Source organism: Massilia sp. SYSU DXS3249, assembly GCF_053668055.1.
The window spans coordinates 104,602-126,263 of record NZ_JBSIPX010000013.1; the positions used below are offsets into that span (position 1 = coordinate 104,602).

The window sequence follows — 21,662 nt, forward strand, 5'->3', positions numbered from 1 at the left end:
CCTGCGCTAGGCCGCGCCGCGGCCTGCGTCCGCCGCGATGGCAGGCGTCCTGCACCGCAGCATGTGTTCGACCGCCTCCTGCTCCAGCGGGCGGCTGAACAGGAAGCCCTGGTATTCATCGCAATCCATTCCGCGCAGGATGGCCAGCTGCGCTTCGGTTTCGACGCCTTCGGCCACCACCTTGAGCTTCAGGCCGCGCGCGAGGTTGACGATGGAGCGGGCGATCGCCGCGCTGTCCTCGTCCTTGCCGAGGTCGCGCACGAAGGCGCGGTCGACCTTCAGGCGCGCCACCGGGAAGCGTTTCAGGTAGGCCAGGCTGGAATAGCCGGTGCCGAAATCGTCGATCGACAGCTCGACGCCGAGTGCGCGGATGTCGTGCATCAGGCGGTCGACTTCCTCCTCCCGGCTCATCAGGGCGGTTTCGGTGATCTCGATCTCCAGGCAGCCGCGCGGTACGCCGTGCGCCTCCAGGCAGCGGCGAATCGTGGCCAGCAGGGACTTCTGGTAGAACTGGCGCGGCGACAGGTTGACCGCCACTTTCACCGGCTGGCCGGACGCGCGCGACCACTCGCCGCTCAAGCGGCAAGCCTGGTCCAGCACCCAGGTCCCTATCGGCAGGATCAGCCCGGTGCGCTCGGCAACCGGGATGAACTGCACCGGCGACACCTCGCCCAGCGCCGGATTCGACCAGCGCAGCAGCGCCTCGAAGCCGACCACCCGCCCGCCGTCGACGGTGGCTTTCGGCTGGAACACGAGGCGCAGCTCGCCGCGTTCGAGCGCCCGGCGCAGGTGCGCCTCCAGGGTCAGGCGCCGGTCGAGGTCGAGGTGGACGCGCGCCGAATAGAAATGGATCGCTTCGCCGGGTTCGACCCCGTGGCCGGCGCGGGCGCCCTGCGCACGGCGGTACAGTTCGTCGGCGCCGCTGCCGTCCTCGGGGAACAGCGCGACTCCCAGCATGGGGCCGAGGAAGAATTCGCGCCCGTCCAGCAGCAGCGGAGCCGAACAGCGCTCGTGCAGGTCGAGGGCGAAGCGTTCGAGCGCGTCCCTGCCGCCGCCGGCGTCCACCAGCAGGGCGAACTCGGCGCCGCGGATGCGGGCGACGGCAGTGCGCTCGCCGGCGACGCCGCGCAGCATGTCGCCAATCCGCTGCAGGGCGCGGTCGCCGGCATCGTGCCCGAGCAGGTCGACGATTTCGTGCAGGCGCTCGAGCCCGAGCGCGAGTACCGCCAGCGCGCGCCCGTCCGCCGCCGCCTGCGCGAGGCGCATGTCGAGCAGGCGCCAGAACTGGGTCTGGTTCGGCAGGCCGGTGACGAGGTCGAATTCCGCCAGCCAGGCCAGGCGCGCCTCGGCGCGCTCGCGCTCGGTGATGTCGGTCAGCACGCTGACCAGTTGCGTCTCGCCGGAATCGGCCGGCAGTTTGGTCGTCAGCTGGATCACGGTGCGCGTCTCGCCGGCGCCGCCCTGGATGGGCCCGGCGGCTTCGACGCTGGCGCCGTCCGCCAGGAGCGCGCGGTAGCGCGCGGCCCGTTCCCGGTCCTGGGTATTGAACACGGCCGCTTCGTCGGCGCCGGCGAGCTCGGCTGCCGGGCGTCCGACCAGACGCGCAAAGGCATCGTTCGCCATCACGATGCGCAGCCGCGCGTCGAGCACCCAGATCGGGGCGCCGACCGCATCGATGATCGAACCAAGGTAATCCGAACTCTTCACGAGGCGCGCTTCGCTGGCCGAGAGCAGGCCGATCAGCCGATACTGCCGCTGCGCGTCGCGCCCCACGCGCCAAGCCAGGAAGGACAGCACGGCGGCCAGCAGGACATAGAAGCCAAGCGCCGTCCACAAGCGGCCATACCAGGGCACGAGCGCATGGCTGCGGTCCATGCCGGTGATGATCACAAGAGGAAAGCCGGGCACCGTGTCGTAACCGTACAGGCGCGGGGTGCCGTCGAGCGGGCTGGCGGTGGCGAACACGCCCCGCTGCGCGCGCGGCAGGTGTTCGCGGAACAGCGGGGTATCGAGGAAGGAGCGGCCCACGCCGGAAGGATAGGCGGGCCCGCGCACGAGCATCGTGCCGTCGCCGTGGAACAGCGTCACCGAACCGCCTTCGCCGAGCTCGACCAGGCTGTACAGGCGCCCGAAGCGCGTGGAATCGACCTGGGCGACGATCCAGCCGCCGCTCCCCAGGGGGCGGGCGAAGTTGACGAGCGCGGCGCCGGTGCCGGGATCGATGTCGGACACGAAGATCCGGGCGCCATTGCCGGCGCCGCCGGGCGCTGCCGGCAGCCTGGGCAGCGGCGGCAGCGCCTCGGCACCCGGCGCGATGCTCGATACGACCGCGCCTCGCGGATCGACGATGGCCAGGCGCCGGATGTATTCGAGCGCTCCGCCGGAGCTTTCGTCGAGCAGCACCCGGCCGACGCCCTCGGCTCCGCGCTGGCGATGGATCGCGGCGGCGCGCACCAGCGTGCCGTCGACGGCCTTGCCGACGCTCATGGTCTGGGCCGCGAACGCGATCGCGACGTTGCGCAGCGAAGTTTTTTGCGCGTCCAGGGTGTCGTTGTAGCTGAACAGCAGCATGACCCCAGTGAGCAGTCCCAGCGCGACGATCAGCCCGGCCGTCGTGGCGACCAGGGGCGCCCGGCGATAGGGCCGGAGTCCGGGGCGCGCCGGGCCGGGCGCGGGTCGTTGCGGCGGTGTCGTCATGGCGGCCTGTCGAAAGGAAATGCTGTCGAGCGATTGTATAACGGCGGTGCCGGCGGCGAAGTTCGGTAGGCCGTTGCCGGGTGTGACCGTTCCAGGTTCCCAGCTGCGACGCGCACAAAAGAAAATTTGACGTTCGTTTGATCTGCATCAGTCGTGCGTCTGACGCAGCGCCGCACTCGGCGTACAGTTTTCCTTGCCCCCGGAAGCGAAAAGGAGTAGCGCCATGTTCAAGACGATCATCGTGCATGTCGACGACAGCCCGTCCATGGACGCGCGCCTGCAGGCAGCGGCCTGGCTTGCCCGTGCCCACGACGCGCACCTGGTCGGGAGCGCCGCGACCGGACTGTCCTGGCCCGCCTACGCCATGCTGACCGGCTCGATGGCGGTCACCCCGATCGACGAATTCACCTCCCTGCGCGAGGCCGCGCGCGCCAGCCTCGAGCGCTTCGCCGAGCGTGCGCGCCAGCTCGGCGTGGCGTCCAGCGAACAGCGCCTGGTCGAGGACGAGCAGCGCGACGCCCTGCTGCTGCAGTCGCGCTATGCCGACCTCGTGGTCACCAGCCTGGACGACGGCGCCCCGTCCCCCCTGCGCGGCCTGCCGCAATACCTCGCCATGCACAGCGCGCGGCCGGTGCTGGCGGTGCCGCCGGGCTATGCCGGCGCGCCCATCGGCGACAGCGCCGTCGCCGCCTGGGACGGCAGCGTGCCGGCCCTGCGCGCCATCGTCGCCGCCCTGCCGCTGCTCACGCGCGCCCGCGCGGTACGGCTGGCCATCGTCAACCCGGAACGCGAGGGCGATCTGCACGGCGACGAGCCCGGCGCCGACATGGCGCTCTACCTGGCCCGGCACGGGGTGCGGGTCGAGGTAGCGGCGGTGCGCACCGACGCCCCGGCCGGCGCGGCGCTGCTGGACCTGGTGCGCGCCCACGGCGCCGGCCTGCTGGTGGCCGGCGCCTTCGGCCACAGCCGCTACCGCGAGATCGTGCTGGGCGGCGTCACGCGCTTCCTGCTCGAGCACGCTCCGGTGCCGGTGCTGTTCGCGCACTGAAGGCTGCCACCCGAAGGGCGAGGAAGGCGGCATGTACGCGCACATGGGCAAACCCGGCAACGGCGGGGCGCGGGCCGTCGGCGCGGCCATGCGGCATGTGCGCAAGCGCCTGGGCGTCTGCCTGCACGAGCTTGCCGGCGCGGGCGAAGCGGACTTCGTGGCCGGCTGGTGCGCGCTCGTGGCCGAGATCGAGGCCGGCTTCCGCCAGGAAGAAACGGTCATGGAAACGCTGCGCTACCCCGGCCTGCAGCCGCACCGGGCCGAGAATGCCTGCACCCTGGCGGCCCTGCACCGCATCACCCCGCACGTCGAGGCGGGCGACACCCTGCTCGCGCGCCAGGCGCTGCTGGCCCTGGCCGACATCCTGTCCCTGCACCGCCTGACTGCCGGGGTCGCGCTGGCGGGAAGGCCGGCGCGTCCGGGCACGATGCCGGGCCGCTTCAAGGCCGGGTTCGCTCGCCGCCCGCAGCCCGACAGCCGGCCCTTGCCGCATGCCCGCCAGCACCACCACCACCGGCCCTAGCCGGGCCGCCGCGGCCACGCGCCGGCTTCACGCCTCGCCGGCGAACTCGGGCTGCATCGCTTCGCGCGGGTCGCGGTAGACCAGCACCGGGATCGGCGAGCGCGCCAGCAGGTACTGGGCGCTGCTCCCGGCAACCGGCCTGATGCCGTCGTGCGGGCCATGCGCGCCCATGACGATCAGGTCGCAGCGGTGCGCTTCGGCCGCCCCGATGATGTCCGGTCCCGGCAGGGCCAGGTGCGAACCGGCCTGCGGGGTGGCGAACAGCGCGACTTCCTCGCAGGCGACGCCGCCGGCGCGCGCCACCCGGGCCACGGTGGCGACGTGGGCGGACGCCGCTTTCGCGGCGCGCTCGCGCTGGGCCTCGAGGTCGGCCGCCCCGCCGGCGGCCGGCGACACCGGCACCGGCGGCTGCGCCACGGACACCGCCACGATGCGACCGCCGCCGGTGCGGGTCAGCAGCACGGCCAGCTGGGCGGCGCGCAAGGCCAGGTCGGAGCCGTCGGTTGCGACGCAAATCCTTTCGATGAACATGTCACGCCTCCCGTTGTGAGAACGGCCTGGAGAACGGTCAGTGTACGCTTCCAACGATAGACGATGAACGCGGCCGTATCAAGGCCGGTGGCGGGCGTGCCGCCGCTGCCGCATGTCCGCCCCGATTGTCTTTACATAGCTTTACGTTTCCCGAATTACTTTATTTTTTTGCACAAGACAGTGCGGGCGGCGCAGGCCGGCAAACAGGCCGCATTGCAGCCCTTGGGCATCGCTGTCGCCCATTGGGAAAGCGGGCGCGATCGGGATGATTCACGCCGTGGCGCAACCCGGGAATACGGAAGCGAACCGCCGCGCGCTTTGCACCGCGGACAGGGATCGCAGGCAGGCACCCGGCCAACTTGTGGTCGCTTGACATCCAATCCTTGCTGTCGATACTGGTTCCGTTAGAAATCTTCAAGTGTCAGCGTTTGCATCCATCCAGCTAGTCCGACAGTCCTTCCATCCGCTGCCGCCGCCCCGGCCGGTACGCGCCCGAATCTATCCCCCCAGTGTGGAACTGCCAGCCCTGTCCCTGTGTGCGCGTTGAGTACCGGTTTTTTTGGAGGAGGTAGACAGATGAATAGACGCATTCTAGCGGCGCTTGCGCCATTGGGCCTGTGCCTGGCAGTCGACGCCGCCGTGGCGGACACCGTCACCGCGCGCCAGCCGAGCCGCGCGCGGCATCCCGACAACGTGTTCACGCGCATGTACCCGGACCTGCCGACCTTCGCCGGGCAGACCGCCGACGCGCGCGCCGCCGTGCAGCGGATGGGCGCCATCGGCGGCCTGTTCGACGCCCGCGACAACCTGAGCGACCCGGTGCAGTCCATCCTCAACCCGGCCGTCTTCAGCCCCAACAATCCGGACAACCCGGAGATGACGGCGGGGATGACCTTCCTGGGACAGTTCCTGGACCACGACCTGACCTTCGACCGGAAGTCGCTGCTGAACGCCAACGCCTCGCCGATGGCGACCGTGAACTTCCGCACGGCCGCCTTCGACCTCGACGCCGTTTACGGCGAGGGGCCGGCCGGCTCGCCCGAGCTCTACGACACCAGCTCCGGGCGCATCAAGTTCCTGCTCGAGACCATTCCCGGCTCGAGCGCCGTGTCGCGCCACGGCGCGCCGCGCCACGACCTGCCGCGCGACCGCCAGGGCCAGGCCATCGTCGGCGACAGCCGCAACGACGAGAACATCGTCATCTCGCAGATGCACGTGGCCCTGCTCTCCTTCCACAACGCCGTGACCGACCATCTCGCCGCCCAGCCGGCCTACCGCGGCGCCACGGCCCAGCGCATCTTCCAGGCTGCGCGGCGGCTGGTCACCTGGCACTACCAGTGGGTCATCCTGCACGAGTTCCTGCCGAAGGCGATCGGCCAGGACCGGCTCGACGCGATCATGCGCGGACCGCTGGTGTACTACCGGACCAGGGACCCGGCCAACCGCTTCCGCTCCAGCAGCGGCCAGGACATGCCGCGCATCCCGATCGAATTCGCGGCCGCCGTGTACCGCTTCGGGCACTCCCAGGTGCGGCCCAGCTACCGGGTCAATTTCGGCCCCAGCGGCGGCGCGCCCTTCTTCGCCTTTGCCTTCGACGACAGCGAAAACCCGGCGTCGCCCGATCCGAACGACATGCGCGGCGGCAAACGGGCGGCGCGCCGCTTCGTCGACTGGCAGACCTTCTTCGATTTCGGCGACGGCAACGTGCGCCCGAACAAGCGCATCGACGCCAGGCTCTCGACCGTGCTCATGCACCTGCCCGGCGCGCGCGCGCCCTCGCCCGGCCTGCCCAGCGACGGGCTGCAGTCGCTCCCGGCGCGCACGCTCTCGCGCCACATTAACTTCGGGCTGCCCTCGGGCCAGGCGATCGCGCGCAGGATGAACCTGCCGGTGCTGGCCCCCGGCCAGCTGAGCGAACTGGCCCCGTATGCGCTCGACAGCAAGAACACGATGGCCAACTCCACGCCCCTGTTCTTCTACGTGCTGAAAGAAGCCGAGGTGATGGAGCACGGCCTGCGCCTGGGGCCGGTCGGCGCGCGCATCGTGGGCGAAGTGTTCGTCGGCTGCCTGCGCGAAGACGCCGCCTCTTACGTGCGCCTCGAGCCCGGCTGGCGGCCGACCCTGCCGTCCCGGGTGCCGGGCAGTTTCCGCATGGCCGACCTGCTGCAGTTCGCGGGGGTGGTGCCGCCCTTGTGAGCCAATGCAGCAAACGCGTGGGGTCAGGCCCCCACCCTACCGCCGTAGGGTGGAATCCTGATTCCACGCGTCCTGCGGCCGTTGCGCATTTGCACGGCCGCGCCCAGCGCCTCAACCTAGCGCCGTGCGATACGCCGGCGCCGCAACGACGCCAGCCCCGCCGCCCCCAGCGCGAACAACGCCACGCTACCCGGCTCCGGCACCTCCCCCGCCTGCTCCGTCAGGAAACCCCGGATCTCGCCGCCAGGGAACAGGTCGGTATGGATGTTCAGGTAGCTGCGCCCGGCCGCCATGCCCGCCAGGAAGGCGTCGCGCGCACCGGTCACGCCGCCGCTGCTCGTGACGAAGGCCGGATTATAGAAAGCCGTGTCCAGCAGGCTGAAGCTCTGGCTATAGCTGCCCGAGCTGACGCCGTTGACGAAGCCGGGGAAGCTCGGCAGGGCGGTGGCCGGCGGGCTGGCGCCGGTCAGCGGCGCCGCCGTGCAGCAGTGGATGTGCGCCATGGTCGTCAGGCCGCGCAGCCCGGAGAACGAGAAGTCGATCAGGATGGTGTTGGCCACGTCGTCGACCGTGACGGTCGCCTGGCCGGTGCCTGGCGAGTCGTTCGGGGTCGCCTCGGCCGGCCCGCTCATGGTCGTCGTGAAGGTGACGAGCGCGGCCTGCGCCGGGATGGCGCCGAGCAATAGCATAAACGTGGACATGCAGATGGCAAGCCGTTTCATGACTAATCCTCCAGAATGGGTGAACTGTAGGCCTAGCATGGAGCGTGCCCGAGGTGTATTTACGGGGCGTGGCGGCCTCGATCCGCTCCCTGTCGCTTATGCACTGTAAATACTTTCGACACGCGTGCCGCTCCGGATCGGGCTCGCGCCGGGAGCATCGCCGCATGCGCTAGACTCATGCGGACAAGTCCAATTCGACATGGAGACCACATGCACCACAGCCTGAGCTATGTACACGGCGCGAGCAGCGTCCCGCTGATCGGCCAGACCATCGGCCCCTTCCTCGCATCGGTCGCCGCCCGCCATGGCGGCAACGACGCCCTGGTCGTGCCCCACCAGGGCGTGCGCTGGAGCTACGCCGAACTCGACGCCCGCGTCACCCGCCTGGCCGCCGGCCTGCTGCGGCTCGGGCTGCGTCCCGGCGACCGGGTCGGCATCTGGTCGCAGAACTGCGCGGAATGGGTGCTGGTGCAGTTCGCGACGGCGCGCGCCGGGCTGGTGATGGTCAACATCAATCCGGCCTACCGGCGCTCGGAACTCGAATACGTGCTCGACAAGGTCGGCTGCGCGGCCCTGATCCTTTCTCCATCCTTCAAGTCCAGCGACTACCTCGCCATCGCCCTCGACGTGGTGCCGGAACTGCAGGGCAGCCGCCCCGGGGCACTCGCCTCGGCCCGGCTGCCGCAGCTGCGCCACGTGATCCGGCTCGGCAGCGAGCCCACGCCCGGCATGCTGAACTTCGACGACCTGCTGGCGCCGCCCGACGCCGCCGAGCTGGCCGCACTGGCCGAGATCGAAGCGGGGCTGCAGTTCGACGAGCCCGTCAACATCCAGTTCACCTCGGGCACCACCGGCGCGCCGAAAGGGGCGACGCTCACCCACCATAACATCCTCAACAACGGCTTCTTCGTGGGCGAAGCCATGCGCCTGAGTAGCTTGGACCGGCTCTGCATCCCGGTGCCGCTCTACCACTGCTTCGGCATGGTGCTCGGCAACCTGGCCTGCGTGACCCACGGCGCCACCATGGTCTTCCCCGGCGAGGGCTTCGAGCCGAAGGCGGTGCTGGAGACGGTGCAGGCGGAAGCCTGCACTGGTTTGCATGGTGTCCCGACCATGTTCATCGCCCTGCTCGACCATCCGGACTTCGCCGCCTACGACCTGTCCACCCTGCGCACCGGCATCATGGCGGGCTCGCCCTGCCCGGCCGAGGTGATGAGCCGGGTGATCGAGCGCATGCACCTGTCCGAGATCACCATCGCCTACGGCATGACCGAAACCTCGCCGGTCAGCTTCCAGAGCGCGACCGACGACCCGGTCGCGCTGCGGGTGTCGACCATCGGCCGCGTCCATCCCCACCTGGAAGTCAAGATCGTCGACGGCGACGGCCGCATCGTTCCGCGAGGCGTCAAGGGCGAGCTGCTGACCCGCGGCTACTCGGTGATGCTCGGCTACTGGGGCGACGAGGAAAAGACGCGCGAGGCCATCGACGCGGCCGGCTGGATGCATACCGGCGACCTGGCCGTGATCGACGAGCAGGGATTCGCCGCCATCGTCGGGCGCGCGAAGGACATGGTGATCCGCGGCGGCGAGAACATCTATCCGCGCGAGATCGAGGAATTCCTGTACCGTCACCCGAAGGTGCTCGACGTCCAGTGCGTGGGCGTGCCGGACCCGAAATACGGCGAGGAGCTGTGCGCCTGCATCGTGCTGCGCCCAGGGATGGAGGCCGGCGAGGACGAGATCCGCGACTTCTGCCGGGGACAGATTGCGCACTACAAGATACCCCGCTATATTCGTTTCGTGCCGGGGTTCCCGATGACGGTCACGGGCAAGATCCAGAAATACCTGCTGCGGCAGCAGGTGTCGACGGAGCTGGGCCTGGCGGACTGAGCGCAAGCCGATCCGCCACTGCGGCAGGGAACCGCCGCCCCGTCGGCTTGTCCGACATGCTGTGCGCACTTGCCTGCCGCGCCAGGAGGGGATCGTGTTCCCGCATGGAGCTTGCTCGTTCCGCTGCCCGTTTCGATGCTCGCTGCTGCTGGCGCTGCTGGTGGCGGTGCTGATCTTTCTCGTGCCGCGCCCGGCCCACGGCGCGCCCGGCGTCGGCCTGCTCACGGTCGACGGCGCCATCGGCCCCGCCAGCGCCGACTACATCGTGCGCGGCATCGCCCGGTCCGCGCAGGAGGGCCACCAGCTCATGATCCTGCAGCTGGACACGCCGGGCGGGCTCGACACCTCGATGCGCAGCGTGATCAAGGCCATCCTGACCGCCCCGCTGCCGGTCGCCACCTTCGTGGCCCCGGGCGGCGCGCGCGCGGCCAGCGCCGGCACCTACATCCTGTACGCCAGCCACATCGCGGCCATGGCGCCCGGCACCAACCTCGGCGCGGCCACGCCGGTCGAGGTCGGGATCGGGCCGCAGCAGCCCGACGGGAAGAAGGACAAGGCGGACAAGCCGGGCGCGCCGGGTGACTCCGCGGGCGGTTCTCCCATGACCCGCAAGCAGGTGCACGACGCTGCCGCCTACCTGCGCAGCCTGGCCCAGCTGCGCGGGCGCAATGCCGAGTGGGCCGAGCGCGCCGTGCGCGAGGCCGTCAGCCTGAGCGCGAACGAGGCCCTGCAGCAGAAGGTCATCGACGTCGTGGCCGTCGACGTGCCTGGCCTGCTGGCCCAGCTCGACGGGCGCGTCACGACGGTGCTGGGCCAGGAGAGGCGCCTGGCCACGCGCGGCGCCGCGGCCATCCCCTTCGCACCCGACTGGCGCACCAACGTGCTGGGCGCGATTACCAATCCCGGCGTCGCCCTGCTCCTGATGACCATCGGCATCTATGGCCTGCTCTTCGAATTCATGAACCCCGGGTTCGTCGCACCCGGCGTGATCGGCGCGATCTGCCTGCTGCTGGGCCTGTACGCCCTGCAGCTGCTGCCGGTGAACTATGCGGGCCTGGCCCTGATCGCGCTCGGCCTGCTGTTCATGGTCGGCGAGGCCTTCCTGCCCAGCTTCGGCGTGCTGGGCCTGGGCGGGGTGGTCGCCTTCATCGCCGGCGCGCTGATGCTGATCGATACCGAGCTGCCCGGCTACGGCATCCCGGCCGGCCTGGTCGCCGGACTCGGGCTGGCCAGTGCGCTGCTGGTGACCGGCACCGTGCGCCTGGCCGTGAAGACGCGCCGGCGCCCGGTGACCAGCGGCGCGGCCTCGCTGATCGGTGCGCTGGCCCGGGTCGAAGACGTGGCGCCCGGCGGCCTGGACGCCTGGGTGCGGCTGGAGGGCGAGCTCTGGAAGGCGCAAGCCCCGACGCCGCTGCGGCCTGGCCAGGCGGTGCGGGTCGCCAGCCGGCAGGGCCTGCTCCTGCATGTGCTTCCCCTCGACCAACCAGAAGGAGCCTCACCATGATCCTCGATATCGGTTTCGGCCTCGGCGCCCTGCTCGTCCTCCTGATTCCGCTGCTGGTCTCGGCGATCCGCATCCTGCGCGAGTACGAGCGCGGCGTGGTCTTCCAGCTCGGGCGCTTCTGGGGCGTCAAGGGGCCGGGTTTGGTGATCGTCATCCCGGTGCTGCAGCAGATGGTGCGGGTCGACCTGCGCACCATCGTGCTCGACGTACCGACCCAGGACGTGATCTCGCGCGACAACGTGTCGGTCAAGGTGAACGCCGTGATCTACTTCCGCGTGGTCGATCCGGAGCGGGCCATCATCCAGGTCGCCAACTTCATGGAAGCGACCAGCCAGCTCGCGCAGACTACCCTGCGCGCCGTGCTCGGCAAGCACGAGCTCGACGAGATGCTGGCCGAGCGCGAGCGCCTCAACGTCGACATCCAGCAGGTACTCGACGCCCAGACCGACGCCTGGGGCATCAAGGTCGCCAACGTCGAGATCAAGCACGTCGACCTCGACGAATCGATGGTGCGGGCGATCGCGCGCCAGGCCGAGGCCGAGCGCGAGCGGCGCGCCAAGGTGATCCACGCCGAGGGCGAGCTGCAGGCCTCCGAGAAGCTGCAGCAGGCGGCGCAGGTGCTGTCCCAGCAGGCCGGCGCCATGCAGTTGCGCTACATGCAGACGCTGAGCGCGATCGCGGGCGACAAGTCCTCCACCATCGTCTTCCCATTGCCGATCGAGCTGCTGGCGGCGATGCAGCGCGGTGGCGAAACCGGCAGCGCCCCGCGCCGGCCCGAATAGCGCAAACCTTCGGCTTTTCCGAAGCGAGTATTCGTAAATTTCGAGATTTCCTGTAGTCGGCTGATCTATACTACCGGGGACATCCATCCGTCCGCGGCGCCCCCGCGCCGCAACAGACCCGACCCGTGATCCAGACAACGCCCGTGCCTTCTCCCGACTTCGCCATCGAGCCCCGCACCCCGTCCACCCGGCTATTGAAAAGGGCAGCCCGATGAGCGGCATGCGGTATTCCCACCTGATCGTGCCGGCCCTGTTCACCCTCGTGCTGGCCTTCCTGCTGCGCCACTTCCTCGGTTCGCTGGCCTGGGCCGGCCTGCTGGCGGTCATCACCTGGCCCCTGCACACCCGGCTGCTGGTACGCGGCTGGCCGCGCGCCCTCTCCGCCACCGTGCTGCTGGCCGCGCTGCTGGTCAGCTTCGTCGGTCCTGCCCTGCTGCTGATCGACGCCCTGACCGACGAGCTGGCGGGCGTGCGCCGGCTCGTCGCCGAACTGAATGCGACCGGCGTGCCGGTCCCGGACTGGATCGGCAGCCTGCCCGTCATCGCCGAGTCGGCGCGCGAATGGTGGCAGCAGCACCTGGCCGTCCCTGGCGGCCTGAATACCCTGATCCAGACCAGCGTCGGCGACTTCATGCCGCACCTGACGGGCGCCGCCCGCATCTGGGGCTCGACCATCCTGGCCAACGCGCTCTACCTGTTCCTGACCCTGCTGACCCTGTTCATCGTCTACCTGCACGGCCCGACCGTGGTGCGCTACGTCGACCGCACCGGCGTGCGCCTGGCGCCCGCCCACTATCCGATGCTGCGCCACGTGCTGCCGCTGTCGGTGCGCGGCACTGCGCTCGGCCTGTGCTCGATCGCGGTGCTCGAGGGCGTGGTGCTGGGCATCGCCTACGCGATCGCCGGCGCCCCGGCCCCGGCGCTGCTGGGGGTGATCACCGGCTACCTGGCCCTGATCCCGGGCGGCGCCCCGCTCTCGTTCACGATGGTCTCGCTGCTGCTGCTCGGCCAGGGACACTCGGCGGCGGCCCTGGGCCTGTTCGCCTGGGGCACGATCGAGCTGTTCATGGTGGACAAGTTCGTGCGGCCGAAACTGATCGGCCACCGCGTCAACCTGCCCTTCCTCGCCGTGCTGTTCGGCCTGCTGGGCGGCGTGTCGACGCTGGGCGTGATCGGCCTCTTCGTCGGCCCCTTCCTGATGGCGGTGCTGTTCGTCTGGCTGCGCGAGGAGCGCACGCTCGATGCCGGCGCCGGGCTGGCTGGCGAGCCGCAAGCCCAGCCCCTTCCCCTCGAAAACGAATCAGCCTACTCGCTGCGCCGCGGCCCCGCCGACCGCCGCGACATATAGCGCCACCGACGCGGCGGCCACGCCGAACAGGGCTGCCAGCAGCACGGCCGGCGTCCCCCCGCCGGCCAGCAGCCAGGCCGCCACGATCGGCCCGCTCGCCTTGGCCAGCAGGGCCGGCCCGGCCAGCGCACCCGAAATCGCCCCGTAGTGGGCGCTGCCGAACAGCGCCTGCGGCAGCGTGCCGCGCACGATGGTGACGACCCCGTTGCTCAGCCCATACAGGATGCAGAAGCAGGCAATCGCCCAGGCCTGGCTGCCGAACAGCAGCATGGCCGCCAGCGCCGCCGGCAGCGCGCCGAAGCAGAACTTGCCGACGACCTGCGGCGGCGTGCCCTGCGCCACGGTCCGTTCCAGCACCCGGCCGAGGACCTGCATCGGGCCGATCAGCATCGCCGCCAGGATCGCCGCCCGCGCGCCGTGGCCGAGTTCCCGCAGCAGCGGGATCAGGTGGGCCGACAGCGCGGAGAACACGAAGATGTTCGCGGAAAAGGCGAGCGCCAGCTTCCAGAAGGCCGGATGGCGCAGCGCCTCGGCCAGCGTATGGCCGCGCGCTGCGGTCCAGGCGCCCGAGACCGGCCGCGCACCCTCGCGGCCCAGCAGCAGGTGCAGCGGCAGGCAGAGCGCCAGCTGCAGCACGCCGTACAGGCAGTAGGTGTCGCGCCAGCCGAGCGCGCTGTCGAGGGCCTGGGTCAGCGGCCAGAAGACCGTGCTGGCGAAGCCCGCGAACAGGGTCAGGGTCGAGATCGCCCCGCGCGCGGCGCCCGCATAGCGGCGGTTGAGCGTGGCAAAGGCCGCTTCGTAGAGGCACAGGCCCATGCCCAGGCCGAGGATGGTCCAGGCCGCGATCCAGGCGGCCGGCGTGGCGCTCGCGGCCAGCACGAAGAAGCCGAGGCCGCACACCGCCGACCCCGCCCCCATCACCAGCTGGCCGCCGTGGCGGTCGAGCAGGATGCCGATCGGGGTCGCCACCAGGCCGGCCACCAGCAGGCTCCACGAATAGGCCCCGAACACCAGGGTCGTGCTCCAGCCCAGCTCGCGCTGGACGCTGGGCGCCAGGATGCTGAAGGCGTAGTAGAGCGAGCCCCAGGAGACGATCTGGGTGCAGGCCAGGATGCCGATGGTGCGCCATTGGGACGTCATGGTCGGCTGCATGGCCGCATTCAGGCGCAGCAGGCCGGGGCGCAGCCGCAGCCCGCCTTGCCCTCCGCCTTCGCACCGGCGTCGGCCGGGCAGCAGGCCGCCGGCACGCTCTCGTAGGCCTGGCGCGTGCTGCAGACGCCGGTCTCCGGCAGTTCCAGCTGCACGTCGTCGGCCGCCGCCAGGTCGCCCGCCAGCGCGGCCACGACCGAGCGCACCTGCTCGTAGCCGGTCGCCATCAGGAAGTTCGGCGCCCGGCCGTAGCTCTTCGCGCCGACCGCATAATAGCCCTGCTCCGGGTGGGCCAGCTCGCGGTGGCCGTGCGGGCGCACCGTGCCGCAGCTGTGTTCGTTCGGGTCGATGAGCGGCGCCAGCAGGTCGGTGCTCTCCAGCCAGGGATCGTGGCGCACCCGCAGTTCGCGCGTCATCTCCAGGTTCGGGCGGGCGCCGGTGGCGGCGACGATCTCGTCTATCCCTTCGATGGCGTCGCCGGCGTCGCTGTGCACGGTGATGCCATCGGCGTTCTCGGTCAGCGCGCGAATGCGGAAGTCCTCGTGCAGTTCGAGCCGGCCGGCGTCGCGCAGCGCCTTCAGGCGCATGCCCAGCAGGCCGCGCGCCGCCAGCCCGTCGGCCGCGCCGCCGCCGAACAGCTTCGCGCTCTGTCGCCCGCGGATGACCCACACCAGGCGCGTGCCCGGTTCCTGCTCGGCCAGGGCGGCGAGGGCCAGCAAGCTGCCCGCCGCCGAGTGGCCGGCGCCCGCCACCAGTACGCGCCGTCCGGCGTAGCGGCTGCGCTCGGCGCCGAGGATGTCCGGCATGCCATAGGCGATGCGTGCGTGCAGCGCGGTCTCGCCCGCAGCCGGCAGGCCGTCGGCGCCGAGGGGATTCGGCTGCGACCAGGTGCCGGTGGCGTCGATCACGGCGCTGGCCAGGTAGTCGCGTTCGCCCTCTTTCGTCGCCGTGCGGATCACGAAAGGCGCCGCCTCGCGGCCGCGCGTCTTGACCTTGTCGAAGCCGGCGCGGGTGATCGCGAGCACGCGGTGCCCGAGCTTCAGATGGGGAGCGATCGCCGGCAGCGCCGCCAGCCGCGCCAGGTAGCCGTCGACCAGCTCGCCCGCCGTGGGGAGCGCGTCAAGCGCCGGCACTTGCCAGCCGCTTGCGGCCAGCAGGGCGCGCGCCGCCTTGTCGACGTTGTACTGCCAGGGCGAGAACAGGCGCACGTGGCGATAGCCCTGCAGGTTGGCGCCGGGCTGCTCGCCGGCTTCCAGGATCAGCGGCGTAAAGCCGCGCGCGATCAGGTGGGCGGAGGCGGCCAGGCCGACGGGGCCGGCGCCAAGGACGGCGACGGGCAGGGTGTGGTCCAGGTTCGTGTTCATGTTGTCTCCCATGTCATCAAGGTTGCTTGCTTCGGTCAAGGAATCGTTTAGTTGTTCGGCGAATGACGAATAAGACGGCAAAATTTTTAGAGGCCGGCGACCATCTGCTTGAACTGCGCCAGCCGCTCGGTATTCACGCAGTAGCACACGCGCTGCTCGTCGGCGGAACCGATGATCAGGCCAGCCTGCTTGAGCACGCTGACATGCTGCGAAATCGTCGACGCGGCCAGCGGCAGCACATCAGCCAGGCTGCCGAAGTAGCAGGCGCCGTAGGCCGACAGGTAGTTCAGCAACTGGACGCGCGCCGGGTGGCCGAGCGCCTTGCACATCAAGGCCAGTTCATCGGCATCGATGGTAGGCACGTTCGTGGCGTCCTTCGGTTCGCAGCAGCTGCTCATGTCTTCTCTTTCGTTATTCGTCAATCGACGAACGAAGCATAAAACACTTTCAAGCGGAGTGTCAAGACATTTCGACAATCTTGGAAATGTCGTAGACTTCCGCTAGAATTGCCGACGTACCCCTTTTACTCATAACGATCAAACGCCATGGACACCAAAGCAACGATCGCCGCCCTCGCCGCCCTGGCCCAGGAAAGCCGGCTTGCGATTTTCCGCCTGCTGGTGCAGGTCGGCCCCGAGGGCCTGGCCGCGAGCCGCATCGCCGTGCACCTCGACATCCCGGCCTCCTCGCTCTCCTTCCACCTGAAGGATCTGGTCCATGCCGGCCTGCTGAGCGCGCGCCAGGACGGCCGCTTCGTGATCTATGCGGCCAATCTCGACACCATGAACGGGCTGATCGGCTTCCTCACCGAGAATTGCTGCGGCGGCCTCCCCTGCGGCGTCGCACCCGGCGCCGCCTGCAAGCCGCAATAACCGCCCCTCCGACCCAAGCTTCTCATGCTCCTCGCCTCCCTGATCTTCCTCGCCACCCTCGTCCTCGTCATCTGGCAGCCGCGCGGCCTCGGCATCGGCTGGAGCGCCGCCGCCGGGGCCCTGGTCGCCCTGCTGACCGGCGTCATCCAGGTTGCCGACATCCCCGTGGTCTGGAACATCGTCTGGAACGCGACCGGGGCCTTCGTCGCCGTGATCATCATCAGCCTGCTGCTCGACAAGGCCGGCTTCTTCGAATGGGCGGCCCTGCACGTGGCGCGCTGGGGGCGCGGCCACGGGCGGCGCCTGTTCGTGCTGCTGGTGCTGCTGGGCGCGGCGGTGGCGGCGCTGTTCGCCAACGACGGCGCGGCGCTGATCCTCACCCCGATCGTGATCGCCATGCTCTCGGCCCTGCGCTTTTCGCCCCGGGCCACGCTCGCCTTCGTGATGGCGGCCGGTTTCATCGCCGATACCGCCAGCCTGCCGCTGGTGGTGTCGAACCTGGTCAACATCGTCTCGGCCGACTACTTCGACATCGGCTTCGCGCGCTACGCCGCCGTGATGGTGCCTGTCAACCTGGTGTCGGTGGCGGCGACGCTGGCGGCCTTGGTCTGGTTCTTCCGCAAGGACATCCCGGCGCGCTACGACCTGGCCCAGCTCAAGCGCCCCGAGGAAGCGATCCACGACCGCGCGACGTTTGTCACCGGCTGGTGGGTGCTGGGCATGCTGCTGGCAGGCTTCTTCTGGCTGGACGACATGGGCATCCCGATCAGCGCGGTCGCCGCCGCCGGCGCGGCCCTGCTGCTGGCCGTGGCCGCGCGCGGGCACCGGATCTCGACGCGCGCGGTGCTGCGCGGCGCGCCCTGGCAGGTGGTCGTCTTCTCGCTCGGCATGTACCTGGTCGTCTACGGGCTGCGCAATGCGGGGCTGACGGATGGGCTGACCCGCCTCCTGGACTGGTGCGCCGGCTACGGGGTCTGGGGCGCGGCGCTCGGCACCGGCTTCGTCACCGCCATCCTGTCCTCGATCATGAACAACATGCCGACCGTGCTGGTGGGCGCCCTCGCGATCGACGCCACCGCCACGACAGGCGCGGTGCGCGAGGCCATGGTCTACGCCAACGTCATCGGCGCCGACCTCGGACCGAAGATCACGCCGATCGGCAGCCTCGCCACCCTGCTCTGGCTGCACGTGCTGGCCTCAAAAAACATCCAGGTCTCCTGGGGCTATTATTTCCGGGTCGGCATCGTGCTGACGCTGCCCATCCTCTTCCTTACCCTGTGCGCGCTGGCATTGCGGCTCAGCTTCAACTGAAAGGACCAACCATGGACGTCACCATCTACCACAACCCGAAGTGCGGCACCTCGCGCAACACGCTGGCCATGATCCGCAATGCCGGGATCGAGCCGGCCGTGGTCGAGTACCTCTCGAACCCGCCCGACCGCGCCACCCTGGCCGGCATGATCGAACGCGCCGGCCTGTCCGTGCGCGAGGCGGTGCGCGCCAAGGAAGCACGCTTCCAGGAGCTCGGCCTCGACCAGCCCGGCACCACCGACGAGCAGCTGCTCGACGCCATGCTGGCCAACCCGGTCCTGATCAACCGTCCCTTCGTGGTGACGCCGCTCGGCGTGCGCCTGTGCCGCCCGTCCGAGACCGTGCTCGACATCCTGCCGCTTGAGCAACGCGGCGCCTTCACCAAGGAAGACGGCGAGCGCGTGGTCGACGAACAGGGCAAGCGCCTGCCATGAACCCGCTCCCCGACCTGCCCAACATCCGCCCCGAGCTGTTCGAGCGGCCCAGCGAAGCGAAGCTGGCGCCCCGGGGCGACATGGACCACCCGCCGCGCATCCTGATGCTTTACGGCTCGCTGCGCGAACGCTCGTTCTCGCGCTTCCTGACCTTCGAGGCGGCGCGCATCCTCGAAGCCTTCGGCGCCGAGGTGCGCGTCTATGACCCAATGGAGCTGCCCATGGTCGGCAGCGTGCCCGAGACCCATCCGAAGGTGGTCGAGCTGCGCGAGCTCTGCCTGTGGTCGGAAGGCCAGGTCTGGTGCAGCCCGGAGCGCCACGGCGCTGTCACCGGGGTGATGAAGAACCAGATCGACTGGATCCCGCTCGAACAGGGCGCGGTGCGCCCGAGCCAGGGACGCACGCTGGCGGTGATGCAGGTCTGCGGCGGCTCGCAGTCCTTCAACGTGGTCAACACCCTGCGCCTGCTGGGCCGCTGGATGCGCATGTTCACCATCCCGAACCAGTCCTCGGTGCCGATGGCCTACAAGGAGTTCGACGAGGCCGGCCGCATGCGGCCCTCCGCGTACTACGACCGCGTGGTCGACGTCATGGAAGAGCTGGTCAAGTTCACCCTGCTCGCGCGCGGGCGCAGCGACTACCTGGTCGACCGCTACAGCGAGCGCAACGAGCGGGCGATGAAGGCGATCGACCGCCAGATCGAAAAGCTCTAGCGGCGGTTCTCCTGGCCGGTGCAACGCGGAGGCGCTTCGTGACATCTAATGTCATGCAAGCCATACGACAAGCTCAAAGGAGACCGCCATGAACCGCCGCATCGACCACCTTCGCCATCCCTTCCTGCGCCTGGCCCTGGCCGGCCTGTTCGCGCTGGCCGGCAACGCCGCCTTCGCCCAGTCCGCGCCGGACGACGCCCAGATCGCCGGCATAGTCGTCGCCGCCAATACCGTCGACATCGACGCCGGCAAGCTGGCCGAAAAAACGACGCAGCACGCCGAGGTGAAAGCCTTCGCCCGCCAAATGGTGACCGACCACACCGGGGTCAACAAGCAAGCCGGGGCCCTCGTGAAAAAGCTGAAGGTCACGCCGAGGGACAGCGAACTGAGCAAAAGCCTGAAGCAAGGCGGCGCCGCCAACATCGCCAAGCTGAAAGCCCTCAAGGGCAAGGCCTTCGACCAGGCCTATGTCGACCACGAGGTCACCTACCACCAGGCCGTGATCGACGCCCTCGACCAGACCCTGATCCCGAACGCGAAGAACGCCGAGCTGAAGGAAACCCTGGTCAACACGCGCCCCGCCTTCGTGGCCCACCTCGAGCACGCGAAGCAGTTGCAGGCTGCGCTGAAGTGAGGAGGCGACGATGGCCAGGGTGATGCAGGCCGTACTGGTCTCGGCGCTTCTACTGCCAAGCGCGCAGGCGGCGGCCGCCGTGCACACGGTCCTGATTGATGGCATGCGCTTTATCCCCCAGAATCTGGAGGTGAAGGCCGGCGATACCGTCATCTGGCGCAACAGGGATCCGTTTCCGCATACGGCCACCGGCAGCGCCGGCGGCCCGGATTCGCCGGCCATCGCCGCCGGCGCCACCTGGACCTACAAGGCGTCGAAGCCCGGCCGCTACCCGTATTTGTGCACGCTGCACCGCACGATGACGGGAACGCTGGTCGTCAAATAAAGGAGAGGCCGATGGAGGCGCGCAGCAAGCCGGACCCGCGACACGCAAGCGATCCCGAACTGGCCGCCATGGTGGCGGCCGGCGACGCAGGCGCGTTCGAAGTGCTGATGCGGCGCCACAACCAGGCGCTGTACCGGACCGCGCGCAGCATCGTGCGCGACGATGCCGAGGCCGAGGACGTCGTCCAGGAATCCTACCTGCTGGCCTACCGCAAGATCGCCGACTTCCGCGGCGACGCCAGCCTGGCGACCTGGCTGACGCGCATCGTCGTCAACGAAGCCAGCGGCCGCCTGCGCACCGCGCGCCGCCGCGCCGACATCGTCGCCCTGGTGCCGGGCGTCGACAGCGATAGGGACGACAATGATCCGGCCAATACGGCCGAGCCGCAGGAGTCACCCGAAAGCGCCGCCCTGCGCAGCCAGGCGCGGCGCCTGATCGAAGCGCGCATCGACGCCCTGCCCGGCCAGCTGCGCACCGTGTTCGTCCTGCGCGCCATCGAAGACCTGTCGGTGCAGGAAACGGCGGCCGCCCTCGGCATCCCCGAAGCGACCGTGCGCAGCCAGTATTTCCGCGCCCGCGGCGCCCTGCGCGAAGCGCTGGCGCGCGACTTCGACCTCGCGGTCGCCTCGGCCTTCTCCTTCGACGGCACGCGCTGCGACCGGATCGTCGCAAGCGTGCTGGCGCGGCTGCCGCCGCCAACGCCTCAGTAAGGAGCGAGGCGGCCCGCGGCCAGCATGCCCAGCAAGGCCAGCCCCAGCACGATCCGGTAGCCGACGAAGGGCCAGAAGCCGCGGCTGCTGACGATGCGCAGGAACACCACGATCACGCCGTAGCCGACCCCGAAGGCAACCACGGTGGCCAGCGCCGTCGGCCCCGCGCCCACCGGGCCGGCGACGCCCCAGCTCTTCCACAGCTGGTAGAGGCCGGAGGCCATCACCGCGGGAATCGCCAGCAGGAAGGAGTAGCGGGCCGCCGCCTCGCGCGTATAACCCATCAGCAGGCCGGCGGTGATGGTGCCGCCCGAGCGCGACACGCCCGGGATCAGCGCCATCGCCTGGGCCAGCCCGAACAGGATGCCATGGCCCCAGGACATCTGGTCCAGCTTGCGCTCGTGCTTGCCCACATGCTCGGCCAGGCCAAGCAGCAAGCCGAACACGACCAGCATGGCGGCGGTCAGGTAGAGGTTGCGCAGGTGCGTTTCGATGGCGTCCTGGAACAGCAGGCCCAGCACCGCGATCGGCAGCGAGCCGACGATCACCAGCCAGCCCAGGCGCACGTCGGCGCGCTGCCCGTCCGCCGGGTTGAGGGGCGCGCGCAGCCAGGCCAGCGCGATGCGGGCGATGTCGTGGCGGAAGTAAAGCAGGACGGCCAGTTCGGTGCCGATCTGGGTGATCGCGGTAAAGGCGGCGCCCGGGTCCATGCCCGAGGGCAGCAGCGGCCCGATGATGCGCAGGTGGGCGCTGGAGGAGATGGGGAGGAATTCGGTCAGGCCCTGGACCAGGCCCAGCACGGCCGCTTCCAGCCATCCGATAGACGTGTTCATGCTTGTACAGCCTTGCGATGTGAACGACGCGCGGCCGCCGGGACGCGCCAGCCGGCTGCCCCCTCGGCCAGGCGAA

Annotated in this window: 21 protein-coding genes; 14 read left to right on the forward strand and 7 right to left on the reverse strand. The window is 69.9% G+C overall.

The annotated features are described in order from the left end of the window. Positions 1 to 6: 6 nt before the first annotated feature. On the reverse strand, positions 7 to 2,697 hold the full coding sequence (locus ACWCIA_RS15900) for a bifunctional diguanylate cyclase/phosphodiesterase (protein WP_454164799.1): 2,691 nt from the start codon (positions 2,695 to 2,697) through the stop codon (positions 7 to 9). A gap of 223 nt (positions 2,698 to 2,920) precedes the next feature. Here ACWCIA_RS15900 and ACWCIA_RS15905 point away from each other — a divergent pair, with 223 nt between their 5' ends. Both ACWCIA_RS15905 and ACWCIA_RS15910 read left to right on the forward strand, forming a co-directional pair. Then, a complete protein-coding gene (locus ACWCIA_RS15905; RefSeq protein WP_454164800.1) occupies positions 2,921 to 3,745 on the forward strand; it encodes a universal stress protein in 825 nt (274 codons plus the stop codon). Between the two features lie 31 nt (positions 3,746 to 3,776). Next, positions 3,777 to 4,268, forward strand: coding sequence for a hypothetical protein (locus ACWCIA_RS15910; RefSeq protein ID WP_454164801.1), 492 nt, complete (start codon positions 3,777 to 3,779; stop codon positions 4,266 to 4,268). Positions 4,269 to 4,295: 27 nt separating this feature from the next. On the opposite strand, the gene ACWCIA_RS15915 is transcribed toward ACWCIA_RS15910, so the two are convergent. Continuing rightward, positions 4,296 to 4,799, reverse strand: coding sequence for a universal stress protein (locus tag ACWCIA_RS15915; protein ID WP_454164802.1), 504 nt, complete (start codon positions 4,797 to 4,799; stop codon positions 4,296 to 4,298). Between the two features lie 576 nt (positions 4,800 to 5,375). Between ACWCIA_RS15915 and ACWCIA_RS15920 the strand changes: the two genes are divergently transcribed. Beyond that, a complete protein-coding gene (locus ACWCIA_RS15920; RefSeq protein ID WP_454164803.1) occupies positions 5,376 to 6,995 on the forward strand; it encodes a peroxidase family protein in 1,620 nt (539 codons plus the stop codon). A gap of 116 nt (positions 6,996 to 7,111) precedes the next feature. Here the strand turns inward: ACWCIA_RS15920 and ACWCIA_RS15925 are convergent, their stop codons facing one another. Then, entirely contained in the window at positions 7,112 to 7,717 is a 606-nt protein-coding gene (locus tag ACWCIA_RS15925; protein WP_454164804.1) for a CHRD domain-containing protein, read from the reverse strand. A gap of 210 nt (positions 7,718 to 7,927) precedes the next feature. On the opposite strand from ACWCIA_RS15925, the gene ACWCIA_RS15930 reads away from it, so the two are divergent. The 4 genes from ACWCIA_RS15930 to ACWCIA_RS15945 all read left to right on the forward strand — a co-directional run bounded on the left by ACWCIA_RS15930 (position 7,928) and on the right by ACWCIA_RS15945 (position 13,241). After that, positions 7,928 to 9,607: an AMP-binding protein gene (locus ACWCIA_RS15930; protein WP_454164805.1), complete on the forward strand. Its 1,680-nt coding sequence runs from the start codon at positions 7,928 to 7,930 to the stop codon at positions 9,605 to 9,607. Between the two features lie 94 nt (positions 9,608 to 9,701). Further along, the gene (locus tag ACWCIA_RS15935; protein ID WP_454164806.1) at positions 9,702 to 11,111 is read left to right on the forward strand and encodes an NfeD family protein; all 1,410 of its coding nucleotides are present in this window, start codon (positions 9,702 to 9,704) and stop codon (positions 11,109 to 11,111) included. Continuing rightward, positions 11,108 to 11,893 (forward strand): slipin family protein, encoded by a 786-nt coding sequence (locus ACWCIA_RS15940; RefSeq protein ID WP_454164807.1) that lies wholly within the window; start codon positions 11,108 to 11,110, stop codon positions 11,891 to 11,893. Before ACWCIA_RS15935 ends, ACWCIA_RS15940 begins: the two co-directional genes overlap by 4 nt. Positions 11,894 to 12,113: 220 nt before the next feature. Next, entirely contained in the window at positions 12,114 to 13,241 is a 1,128-nt protein-coding gene (locus ACWCIA_RS15945; protein ID WP_454164808.1) for an AI-2E family transporter, read from the forward strand. Here ACWCIA_RS15945 and ACWCIA_RS15950 read toward each other — a convergent pair. The 3 genes from ACWCIA_RS15950 to ACWCIA_RS15960 all read right to left on the reverse strand — a co-directional run bounded on the left by ACWCIA_RS15950 (position 13,194) and on the right by ACWCIA_RS15960 (position 16,152). Further along, entirely contained in the window at positions 13,194 to 14,381 is a 1,188-nt protein-coding gene (locus ACWCIA_RS15950) for an MFS transporter (RefSeq protein WP_454164809.1), read from the reverse strand. The two genes, ACWCIA_RS15945 and ACWCIA_RS15950, sit on opposite strands and share 48 nt — an antisense overlap. Positions 14,382 to 14,401: 20 nt before the next feature. Then, positions 14,402 to 15,754, reverse strand: a complete 1,353-nt coding sequence (locus ACWCIA_RS15955) for an NAD(P)-binding domain-containing protein (RefSeq protein ID WP_454164810.1) — start codon at positions 15,752 to 15,754, stop codon at positions 14,402 to 14,404. Between the two features lie 86 nt (positions 15,755 to 15,840). Next, on the reverse strand, positions 15,841 to 16,152 hold the full coding sequence (locus ACWCIA_RS15960; protein WP_454164811.1) for an ArsR/SmtB family transcription factor: 312 nt from the start codon (positions 16,150 to 16,152) through the stop codon (positions 15,841 to 15,843). 147 nt (positions 16,153 to 16,299) lie between these two features. Here ACWCIA_RS15960 and ACWCIA_RS15965 point away from each other — a divergent pair, with 147 nt between their 5' ends. From ACWCIA_RS15965 to ACWCIA_RS15995, 7 genes are all read left to right on the forward strand, one after another. Next, positions 16,300 to 16,626 carry an ArsR/SmtB family transcription factor gene (locus ACWCIA_RS15965; protein ID WP_454164812.1) on the forward strand — a complete coding sequence of 109 codons (327 nt, stop codon included), beginning with the start codon at positions 16,300 to 16,302 and terminating at the stop codon, positions 16,624 to 16,626. 24 nt (positions 16,627 to 16,650) lie between these two features. Then, on the forward strand, positions 16,651 to 17,937 hold the full coding sequence (locus tag ACWCIA_RS15970) for an arsenic transporter (protein WP_454164813.1): 1,287 nt from the start codon (positions 16,651 to 16,653) through the stop codon (positions 17,935 to 17,937). A gap of 11 nt (positions 17,938 to 17,948) precedes the next feature. Beyond that, entirely contained in the window at positions 17,949 to 18,371 is a 423-nt protein-coding gene (arsC, locus tag ACWCIA_RS15975) for an arsenate reductase (glutaredoxin) (RefSeq protein ID WP_454164814.1), read from the forward strand. Beyond that, positions 18,368 to 19,084, forward strand: coding sequence for an arsenical resistance protein ArsH (arsH, locus tag ACWCIA_RS15980; protein WP_454164816.1), 717 nt, complete (start codon positions 18,368 to 18,370; stop codon positions 19,082 to 19,084). The genes arsC and arsH overlap by 4 nt, the downstream gene beginning before the upstream one ends. A gap of 88 nt (positions 19,085 to 19,172) precedes the next feature. Then, positions 19,173 to 19,718: a DUF4142 domain-containing protein gene (locus tag ACWCIA_RS15985; protein ID WP_454164818.1), complete on the forward strand. Its 546-nt coding sequence runs from the start codon at positions 19,173 to 19,175 to the stop codon at positions 19,716 to 19,718. Between the two features lie 10 nt (positions 19,719 to 19,728). Next, positions 19,729 to 20,043, forward strand: a complete 315-nt coding sequence (locus tag ACWCIA_RS15990; RefSeq protein WP_454164820.1) for a cupredoxin domain-containing protein — start codon at positions 19,729 to 19,731, stop codon at positions 20,041 to 20,043. Between the two features lie 11 nt (positions 20,044 to 20,054). Then, positions 20,055 to 20,753 carry an RNA polymerase sigma factor gene (locus ACWCIA_RS15995; protein ID WP_454164822.1) on the forward strand — a complete coding sequence of 233 codons (699 nt, stop codon included), beginning with the start codon at positions 20,055 to 20,057 and terminating at the stop codon, positions 20,751 to 20,753. Here the strand turns inward: ACWCIA_RS15995 and ACWCIA_RS16000 are convergent. Next, on the reverse strand, positions 20,747 to 21,586 hold the full coding sequence (locus tag ACWCIA_RS16000; RefSeq protein ID WP_454164824.1) for an undecaprenyl-diphosphate phosphatase: 840 nt from the start codon (positions 21,584 to 21,586) through the stop codon (positions 20,747 to 20,749). The genes ACWCIA_RS15995 and ACWCIA_RS16000 overlap by 7 nt on opposite strands. Positions 21,587 to 21,662: the final 76 nt, after the last annotated feature.